Source organism: Pseudomonas sp. 22490, from assembly GCF_052044465.1.
GTDB classification, from domain to species: Bacteria; Pseudomonadota; Gammaproteobacteria; order Pseudomonadales; family Pseudomonadaceae; genus Pseudomonas; species Pseudomonas aeruginosa.
Genome location: NZ_JBQENS010000044.1, coordinates 44,582 through 54,019, shown reverse-complemented (window position 1 = coordinate 54,019; position 9,438 = coordinate 44,582). Strand labels below are relative to the sequence as shown.

Annotated in this window: 8 protein-coding genes; 6 read left to right on the top strand and 2 right to left on the bottom strand. The window is 71.5% G+C overall.

Annotation, left to right across the window (positions count from 1 at the left end; genetic code table 11):
- The 6 genes from phzC to phzM form a co-directional block, all read left to right on the top strand.
- A partial coding sequence (gene phzC, locus ACTJJX_RS31500; RefSeq protein WP_016851634.1) for a phenazine biosynthesis protein PhzC occupies positions 1-1,192 on the top strand: 1,192 nt, incomplete at its 5' end.
- Positions 1,189-1,812, top strand: coding sequence for a phenazine biosynthesis protein PhzD (phzD, locus tag ACTJJX_RS31495; RefSeq protein WP_003093625.1), 624 nt, complete (start codon positions 1,189-1,191; stop codon positions 1,810-1,812). The genes phzC and phzD, both read left to right, overlap by 4 nt.
- The gene (phzE, locus tag ACTJJX_RS31490) at positions 1,809-3,692 is read left to right on the top strand and encodes a phenazine biosynthesis protein PhzE (RefSeq protein ID WP_003118954.1); all 1,884 of its coding nucleotides are present in this window, start codon (positions 1,809-1,811) and stop codon (positions 3,690-3,692) included. The genes phzD and phzE overlap by 4 nt, the downstream gene beginning before the upstream one ends.
- 13 nt (positions 3,693-3,705) lie before the next feature.
- Positions 3,706-4,542: a phenazine biosynthesis protein PhzF gene (gene phzF, locus ACTJJX_RS31485; protein WP_003093628.1), complete on the top strand. Its 837-nt coding sequence runs from the start codon at positions 3,706-3,708 to the stop codon at positions 4,540-4,542.
- 25 nt (positions 4,543-4,567) lie between these two features.
- Complete coding sequence (gene phzG / locus ACTJJX_RS31480) at positions 4,568-5,212, top strand: phenazine biosynthesis FMN-dependent oxidase PhzG (RefSeq protein WP_003112073.1); 645 nt, start codon at positions 4,568-4,570, stop codon at positions 5,210-5,212.
- 179 nt (positions 5,213-5,391) lie between these two features.
- Positions 5,392-6,600 (top strand): pyocyanin biosynthetic protein PhzM, encoded by a 1,209-nt coding sequence (gene phzM, locus ACTJJX_RS31475; protein WP_003118163.1) that lies wholly within the window; start codon positions 5,392-5,394, stop codon positions 6,598-6,600.
- A gap of 95 nt (positions 6,601-6,695) precedes the next feature.
- On the opposite strand, the gene ACTJJX_RS31470 is transcribed toward phzM, so the two are convergent.
- Together ACTJJX_RS31470 and ACTJJX_RS31465 are read right to left on the bottom strand one after the other, a co-directional pair.
- Positions 6,696-7,940, bottom strand: a complete 1,245-nt coding sequence (locus ACTJJX_RS31470; RefSeq protein ID WP_003115085.1) for an MFS transporter — start codon at positions 7,938-7,940, stop codon at positions 6,696-6,698.
- The gene (locus ACTJJX_RS31465) at positions 7,933-9,438 is read right to left on the bottom strand and encodes a PepSY-associated TM helix domain-containing protein (RefSeq protein WP_016852429.1); all 1,506 of its coding nucleotides are present in this window, start codon (positions 9,436-9,438) and stop codon (positions 7,933-7,935) included. Before ACTJJX_RS31465 ends, ACTJJX_RS31470 begins: the two co-directional genes overlap by 8 nt.

Sequence of the window (9,438 nt, the reverse complement as noted above, 5' to 3'; positions counted from 1 at the left end):
GCGCTGCGAAGCGCTGCAGCAACCCGAATGGGGCGATCCGTCGCGCCTGCGCGACGTGCAGGCGTACCTGCGCGGCAGTCCGGCGCTGATCCGCGCCGGCGACATCCTGGCCCTGCGCGCGACCCTGGCGCGGGTCGCCCGCGGCGAGGCGCTGGTGGTGCAGTGCGGCGACTGCGCCGAGGACATGGACGACCACCATGCCGAGAACGTGGCGCGCAAGGCCGCCGTGCTGGAACTGCTGGCCGGCGCCCTGCGCCTGGCCGGCCGGCGGCCGGTGATCCGCGTCGGGCGCATCGCCGGGCAGTACGCCAAGCCGCGTTCCAAGCCGCACGAGCAGGTCGGCGAGCAGACCCTGCCGGTCTATCGCGGCGACATGGTCAACGGCCGCGAGGCCCATGCCGAGCAGCGCCGGGCCGATCCGCAGCGGATCCTCAAGGGCTACGCGGCGGCGCGCAACATCATGCGCCACCTGGGCTGGGACGCCGCGTCCGGGCAGGAGGCGAATGCCTCGCCGGTCTGGACCAGCCACGAGATGCTGCTGCTCGACTACGAGCTGTCGATGCTGCGCGAGGACGAGCAGCGCCGGGTCTATCTCGGTTCGACCCACTGGCCGTGGATCGGCGAGCGCACCCGCCAGGTCGACGGCGCCCATGTGGCGCTGCTGGCCGAGGTGCTCAACCCGGTGGCCTGCAAGGTCGGTCCGGAGATCGGCCGCGACCAGTTGCTGGCGCTCTGCGAGCGCCTCGACCCGCGCCGCGAGCCGGGACGCCTGACGCTGATCGCGCGGATGGGCGCGCAGAAGGTCGGCGAGCGCCTGCCGCCGCTGGTGGAGGCGGTGCGCGCGGCCGGGCACCCGGTGATCTGGCTGAGCGACCCGATGCACGGCAACACCATCGTCGCGCCCTGCGGCAACAAGACCCGCCTGGTGCGCAGCATCGCCGAGGAGGTGGCGGCGTTCCGCCTGGCGGTGTCCGGCTCCGGCGGCGTGGCCGCCGGGCTGCACCTGGAGACCACCCCGGACGACGTTACCGAGTGCGTCGCCGATTCCAGCGGCCTGCACCAGGTCAGCCGGCACTACACCAGCCTCTGCGATCCGCGGCTGAACCCCTGGCAGGCGCTCAGCGCGGTGATGGCCTGGTCCGGCGCAGAAGCGATCCCGAGCGCAACCTTCCCCCTGGAGACCGTGGCATGAGCGGCATTCCCGAAATCACCGCCTATCCCTTGCCGACCGCCCAGCAGTTGCCGGCCAACCTGGCGCGCTGGAGCCTGGAGCCGCGGCGCGCGGTGCTGCTGGTGCACGACATGCAGCGCTACTTCCTACGCCCGCTGCCCGAGAGCCTGCGCGCCGGGCTGGTGGCCAACGCCGCGCGGCTGCGCCGCTGGTGCGTCGAGCAGGGCGTGCAGATCGCCTACACCGCCCAGCCGGGCAGCATGACCGAGGAGCAGCGCGGTCTGCTCAAGGACTTCTGGGGGCCGGGCATGCGCGCCAGTCCGGCCGACCGCGAGGTGGTCGAGGAGCTGGCGCCGGGGCCGGACGACTGGCTGCTGACCAAGTGGCGCTACAGCGCCTTCTTCCACTCCGACCTGCTCCAGCGGATGCGCGCCGCCGGCCGCGACCAGTTGGTGCTGTGCGGCGTATACGCCCACGTCGGGGTGCTGATCTCCACAGTCGACGCCTACTCCAACGACATCCAGCCGTTCCTGGTGGCCGACGCCATCGCCGACTTCAGCGAGGCGCACCACCGCATGGCCCTGGAATACGCCGCCAGCCGCTGCGCGATGGTGGTCACCACCGACGAGGTGCTGGAATGAACGCCCTGCCCACATCGCTGTTGCAGCGCCTGCTCGAACGGCCGGCGCCGTTCGCCTTGCTCTACCGCCCGGAAAGCAATGGCCCGGGCCTGCTCGACGTGATCCGCGGCGAGGCGCTCGAACTGCACGGCCTGGCCGACCTGCCGCTGGACGAGCCCGGCCCGGGCCTGCCGCGCCATGACCTGCTGGCGCTGATTCCCTACCGGCAGATCGCCGAGCGCGGCTTCGAGGCGCTCGACGACGGCACGCCGCTGCTGGCGCTGAAGGTCCTGGAGCAGGAGCTGCTGCCGCTGGAACAGGCCCTGGCGCTGCTGCCGAACCAGGCGCTGGAACTGAGCGAGGAAGGTTTCGACCTCGACGACGAGGCCTACGCCGAAGTGGTCGGGCGGGTCATCGCCGACGAGATCGGTCGCGGCGAAGGCGCCAACTTCGTGATCAAGCGGCGCTTCCAGGCGCGCATCGACGGCTACGCCACGGCCAGCGCGCTGAGCTTCTTCCGCCAGTTGCTGCTGCGCGAGAAGGGCGCCTACTGGACCTTCATCGTCCACACCGGCGAACGCACCCTGGTCGGCGCCTCGCCCGAGCGACACATCAGCGTGCGCGACGGCCTGGCGGTGATGAACCCGATCAGCGGCACCTACCGCTACCCGCCGGCCGGGCCGAACCTGGCCGAGGTCATGGAATTCCTCGACAACCGCAAGGAAGCCGACGAGCTGTACATGGTGGTGGACGAGGAGCTGAAGATGATGGCGCGGATCTGCGAGGACGGCGGCCGGGTGCTCGGTCCCTACCTCAAGGAGATGGCGCACCTGGCGCACACCGAGTACTTCATCGAGGGCCAGACCAGCCGCGACGTGCGCGAGGTGCTGCGCGAGACGCTGTTCGCCCCGACCGTCACCGGCAGCCCGCTGGAAAGCGCCTGCCGGGTGATCCGCCGCTACGAGCCGCAGGGTCGCGGCTACTACAGCGGGGTGGCGGCGCTGATCGGCGGCGATGGCCAGGGCGGGCGCACGCTGGACTCGGCGATCCTGATCCGCACCGCCGAGATCGAGGGCGACGGCCGCCTGCGCATCGGCGTCGGCTCGACCATCGTGCGTCACTCCGATCCCCTGGGCGAGGCGGCGGAAAGCCGGGCCAAGGCTTCCGGGCTGATCGCCGCGCTGAAGAGCCAGGCGCCGCAGCGCCTGGGCTCGCACCCGCACGTGGTGGCGGCGCTGGCCAGCCGCAACGCGCCGATCGCCGACTTCTGGCTGCGCGGCGCCAGCGAGCGCCAGCAGTTGCAGGCCGACCTGTCCGGACGCGAGGTGCTGATCGTCGATGCCGAGGACACCTTCACCTCGATGATCGCCAAGCAGCTCAAGTCGCTGGGCCTGACGGTGACCGTGCGCGGCTTCCAGGAGCCGTACTCGTTCGACGGCTACGACCTGGTGATCATGGGCCCCGGCCCGGGCAACCCCACCGAGATCGGCCAGCCGAAGATCGGCCACCTGCACCTGGCCATCCGTTCGCTGCTCAGCGAGCGCCGGCCGTTCCTCGCCGTGTGCCTGAGCCACCAGGTGCTGAGCCTGTGCCTGGGCCTGGACCTGCAACGCCGGCAGGAGCCCAACCAGGGCGTGCAGAAACAGATCGACCTGTTCGGCGCCGCCGAGCGCGTCGGCTTCTACAACACCTTCGCCGCGCGCGCCCTGCAGGACCGCATCGAGATTCCCGAGGTCGGCCCGATCGAGATCAGCCGCGACCGCGAGACCGGCGAGGTCCATGCCCTGCGCGGGCCGCGCTTCGCCTCCATGCAATTCCACCCCGAATCGGTGCTGACCCGCGAGGGTCCGCGCATCATCGCCGACCTGCTGCGCCACGCGCTGGTCGAGCGGCGGCCCTGAGCCAGGAGAGCCCATGCACAGATATGTCGTGATAGACGCCTTCGCCAGCGAACCGCTGCAAGGCAACCCGGTGGCGGTGTTCTTCGACTGCGACGACCTCAGCGGCGAGCGCATGCAGCGCATGGCGCGGGAGATGAACCTGTCGGAGAGCACCTTCGTGCTCCGCCCGCAACAGGACGGCGACGCGCGCATCCGCATCTTCACCCCGGTCAACGAACTGCCGTTCGCCGGCCACCCGCTGCTGGGCACCGCCATCGCCCTGGGCGCCGAGACCGACAAGGACAGGCTGTTCCTGGAGACCAGGATGGGCACCGTGCCCTTCGCCCTGGAGCGCCAGGACGGCAAGGTGGTGGCCTGCAGCATGCAGCAGCCGATCCCCACCTGGGAGCACTTCAGCCGCCCGGCCGAGCTGCTCGCCGCCCTCGGCCTGAAGGGCTCGACCTTTCCCATCGAGGTCTACCGCAACGGCCCGCGCCACGTCTTCGTCGGCCTGGAGAGCGTCGCCGCGCTGTCCGCGCTGCACCCCGACCACCGCGCGCTGTGCGACTTCCCGGACCTGGCGGTGAACTGCTTCGCCGGCGCCGGGCGGCACTGGCGCAGCCGCATGTTCTCGCCGGCCTACGGCGTGGTCGAGGACGCCGCCACCGGTTCCGCCGCCGGGCCGCTGGCGATCCACCTGGCGCGCCACCGGCAGATCCCCTACGGGCAGCAGATCGAGATCCTCCAGGGCGTCGAGATCGGCCGGCCGTCGCGCATGTACGCCCGCGCCGAGGGCGCCGGCGAGCGGGTCTCGGCGGTGGAAGTGTCGGGCAACGGCGCGGCCTTCGCCGAAGGCCGGGCCTACCTGTGAACGGGCAGAACGGAGGAACGCCGTGATGGGCGTCAACGCGAACATTTCCGAGTCCCTCACCGGGACCATCGAAGCCCCTTTCCCGGAGTTCGAGGCGCCGCCGGCGAACCCCATGGAGGTGCTGCGCAACTGGCTGGAACGCGCCCGCCGCTATGGCGTGCGCGAGCCGCGGGCACTGGCCCTGGCCACGGTCGACGGGCAGGGCCGGCCGTCGACGCGGATCGTGGTGATCGCCGAGCTGGGCGAGCGCGGGGTGGTGTTCGCCACCCACGCCGATAGCCAGAAGGGCCGCGAACTGGCGCAGAACCCCTGGGCCTCGGGGGTGCTGTACTGGCGCGAGAGCAGCCAGCAGATCATCCTCAACGGCCGCGCCGAACGCCTGCCCGACGAGCGCGCCGACGCCCAGTGGCTGAGCCGCCCGTACCAGACCCACCCGATGTCGATCGCCTCGCGGCAGAGCGAAACCCTCGCCGACATCCACGCCCTGCGCGCCGAAGCCAGGCGCCTGGCGGAAACCGACGGCCCGCTGCCGCGCCCGCCGGGCTACTGCCTGTTCGAACTGTGCCTGGAGTCGGTGGAGTTCTGGGGCAACGGCACCGAGCGGCTGCACGAGCGCCTGCGCTACGACCGCGACGAAGGAGGCTGGAAGCACCGCTACCTGCAACCGTGACGACACCGCTGCGCCGGCGTTTCACGGCGGATATGCGTCCCACGGCCCCGGAGTCGGGCCGTAGGGCGAATAACGCCACCGGCGTTATCCGCCGCTGCGCCGACGTTTCATCGCGGTAAACGGTCATCCATCCCAGCCGAACCCCCATCGATTCGAACACTCGAGAAAAGGAAGCACCCATGAGCGAACCCATCGATATCCTCATCGCCGGCGCCGGCATCGGCGGCCTCAGTTGCGCCCTGGCCCTGCACCAGGCCGGCATCGGCAAGGTCACGCTGCTGGAAAGCAGCAGCGAGATACGCCCCCTTGGCGTCGGCATCAATATCCAGCCGGCGGCGGTCGAGGCCCTTGCCGAACTGGGCCTCGGCCCGGCGCTGGCGGCCACCGCCATCCCCACCCACGAGCTGCGCTACATCGACCAGAGCGGCGCCACGGTATGGTCCGAGCCGCGCGGGGTGGAAGCCGGCAACGCCTATCCGCAGTACTCGATCCATCGCGGCGAACTGCAGATGATCCTGCTCGCCGCGGTGCGCGAGCGCCTCGGCCAACAGGCGGTACGCACCGGTCTCGGCGTGGAGCGTATCGAGGAGCGCGACGGCCGCGTGCTGATCGGCGCCCGCGACGGACACGGCAAGCCCCAGGCGCTCGGTGCCGATGTGCTGGTCGGCGCCGACGGCATCCATTCGGCGGTCCGCGCGCACCTGCATCCCGACCAGGGGCCGCTGTCCCACGGTGGGATCACCATGTGGCGCGGCGTCACCGAGTTCGACCGCTTCCTCGACGGCAAGACCATGATCGTCGCCAACGACGAGCACTGGTCGCGCCTGGTCGCCTATCCGATCTCGGCGCGCCACGCGGCCGAAGGCAAGTCGCTGGTGAACTGGGTGTGCATGGTGCCGAGCGCCGCCGTCGGCCAGCTCGACAACGAGGCCGACTGGAACCGCAACGGACGCCTGGAAGACGTGCTGCCGTTCTTCGCCGACTGGGACCTGGGCTGGTTCGACATCCGCGACCTGCTGACCCGCAACCAGTTGATCCTGCAGTACCCGATGGTAGACCGCGATCCGCTGCCGCACTGGGGCCGGGGACGCATCACGCTGCTCGGCGACGCCGCCCACCTGATGTATCCGATGGGCGCCAACGGCGCTTCGCAGGCGATCCTCGACGGCATCGAGCTGGCCGCCGCGCTGGCGCGCAACGCCGACGTGGCCGCAGCCCTGCGCGAATACGAAGAAGCGCGGCGGCCGACCGCCAACAAGATCATCCTGGCCAACCGCGAACGGGAAAAAGAGGAATGGGCCGCGGCTTCGCGACCGAAGACCGAGAAGAGCGCGGCGCTGGAAGCGATCACCGGCAGCTACCGCAACCAGGTGGAACGGCCACGCTAGCAACACCGGGCAGGCCACCGCGCCTGCCCTCTCCCGTCCGCGGGAGAGGCGGCATCCGTGCGGGTGCCGGGCGCTGCGCGCCTATCGGCAGCGCCTCAGGCCTCTTCCGCCCGCCCCTTCCACTCCCCGCGCCCCTCGCCGGCCTGCAGGCGCAGGGCGAGCAGCAGGGCCAGCACCGCCAGGGCGCTGCCGGTGAGGAAACCGCCGGCATAGCCGATCTGCGCGGTGAGGCTGACCAGGAACGAAGACGCCAGCATCTCGCCGAGGTCTCGGGTGCTCTGCACCGCGGTGACATCGGTGCCGGCCTGGCCGCCCTGGCCGGCGAAGCGCATCGCCGCGGTGAGGATCGCCACCGAGGTGATGCCGGTAGCCAGCGAGCCGATCAGCACGCAGGTCCACGCCAATCCTTCGCTCAGTGCCAACCAGCGACCGGCCTGCAGATACCAGAGCAGCGCCGAACAACCGGCGAGCACCACGCCAAGGGCGAAACCGCGCCACAGGCCGATCCGCCTGACCAGCCAGGCGCCGCCGCCGCAGCCGAGGAATACCGTGACCAGGCCACCGCTCATGCCCAGCCGGCCGATGTCCTGCAAGGCCCAGCCGGCATCGCTGAGGTACAGCTTGGACAGGCCGAAGCCGGATACCGCGGTCATCGCCGACAGCAGCGCCAGCGCCAGCAGCGAAGGCGCCAGCGGCCGACGCAGGAAGCGCAGCAGGCTGGCCTTGGCGGCCGGTGCCGGGGGGAGTTCGTGGGGGTCGCCGCGCCCCAGGGCGAGCACGCAGCACAGGCTTGCCAGCGGCACGCAGGCCATGACCAGGAACGCCGTGCGCTGGCCGAAATGCCCGGCGAGGATCAGGCTGCCGGCGCCGCCGCCGAAGAAGCCGATCATCACCCCGGCGATCTGTACCGCGTTGACCTTGGCCAGCAGCTCGCCGCTGAAGTGCTCCGCCGCCATGCCGTCGGTGGCGATGTCCTGGGTCGCGCTGGCCAGCGAAGCCAGCGCCAGCAGGCCGACCGCCCAACCGGCACTGGCCACGCCGAGGCCGAGCGTCGCCAGGCCGAGCAGGCAGGCGAGGACCATGCATTGCATCGGCAGGATCCAGCTACGCCGCCGGCCGAGACGGCGCGACCAGTGATTGTCGACCCAGGGTGCCCAGAGGAACTTGACCACCCAGGGCAGCCCCACCAGGGGCAGGAAGGCCAGCGCCTGCAATGGCGCGCCATCCTGGCGCAGGAGGGTGGGCAGGGCGTCCATGGCCAGGCCGATGGGAATGCCCTGGGACAGGTAGAGCAACGCCAGGGTGATGACCAGGCGGCGGTGGCGATACAGCTCAAGCATGGTGGTCTCCGGTGACACGGGGGTGGGCGGGTGGCGCGGCGGCGCGCGCCTGCATCCAGGCGTGCCGGATGAGCAGCGCGCCGCAGAGGATCAGGGTGAGGTCGGGGCCCAGGGCCGGCAGCCGGCCGCGCATGAGCCAGGGCGCCAGGTGCGCGACGGCGGCCGCCAGGCAGGCCAGCCCGGCGACGCCGAGCAACCCGCGCGCCAGCGGCCAGTCGCCCGGCAGCAGCAACGCCGCCAGGCCAGCGGCGGCCCACAGGACAAGGAACAGCCGCCCCGGCCAGGGTCCGGCGAGTAGCTCCGAGGGCACGAGTTGCAGCCCCAGCAGGAGCAACGCGGCCGCCGCCACCAGGCCGGCACAGAAACCCTCGCTAAGGCGCTGCAAGAGCCGTACGCGGGCGTCCGGCGCCGAGGCGCGTCGTTGCAGCCACAGGTACAGGCCGCTGGCGCAGAGCAGGCAGGCGCCGAGGCCCATCGCCAGGTGCAGGCCGCGCAACGCGGCGGACCAGCCCGGCCCGAGCCACTGGTACTGGGCGAAATGCAACGGCTGCACGGCGATGAAGGCGCGCAGCCAGAACCCGCGCTGCGCCGAGCTGCGCTCGCCGAGCAGGGCGCCGTCGGCCAGCCGATAGCGGTGCCGCTCGAAGTTCGCGGTACTCGGCAGGCCACGCTGGATACCGGCGATCTCCACGCTGCCGGCGACATCCCCGGCATGGCTGAGGCTCAAGCGCTGGGCGACGAAGCCGGGCGCCCGCACGGCATCGCCGGCAAGCAGGCGGTCGAGATCGATGCGGGACGCCAATGGCCGCCCCTCGGCGGCGGGCGGCGGCGGTCCCATCAACTCGACGAACACCCGGTTCGGTTCCTGCGGGTAGGCCACCGGCGCCAGCAGCAGGGTCCCGAGCGCGCCCAGCCCGCTGAGCGCGCCGGTGAAACCGAACAACAGCAGCCAGGGCAGTCCCCAGATGCCGATCAGGCCATGCAGGTCGAACAGCGCCAGGCGCAGCCCGCGATCCCGCCGCCAACGCCGCAGGTCGCGCCAGCGGCGGCTGTGCAGCAGCACGCCGGCCAGGCACAGCAGCAACAGCGATACGCCGAACAGGCTGACCAGCACCCGCCCGGGGAAGCCGACGAACAGGCTCTTGTGCAGGTTCAGCAGGAGGTCCAGCGCCGGCATCGGTGGCAGCACCCGGCCGCTGGCCGGGTCGAGGTCCAGCCGGCAGTCCAGGCGCGCATCGCAGACGCTGAAGGCGGCATGGCCGGGAGCGGGCAGCAGCAGGGTCGCATCGCGGATGTCGACGCCTTCCTCGCCCGCCCGTTCGAGCAGGCGCTCCAGCGCAAGGGCTTCTCCTCCCGCCTGCGCCGGGGCCCGCAGCCACTCGCGCAGGTCGTCGTGGCCAAGACTCCAGGCGCCACTGAACAGCACCACGAACAGCAACACGCCGAACAGCGCGCCGGCGCCACCGTGCAGCGAGAGCAGGAGAGGACGCGCCGCCAC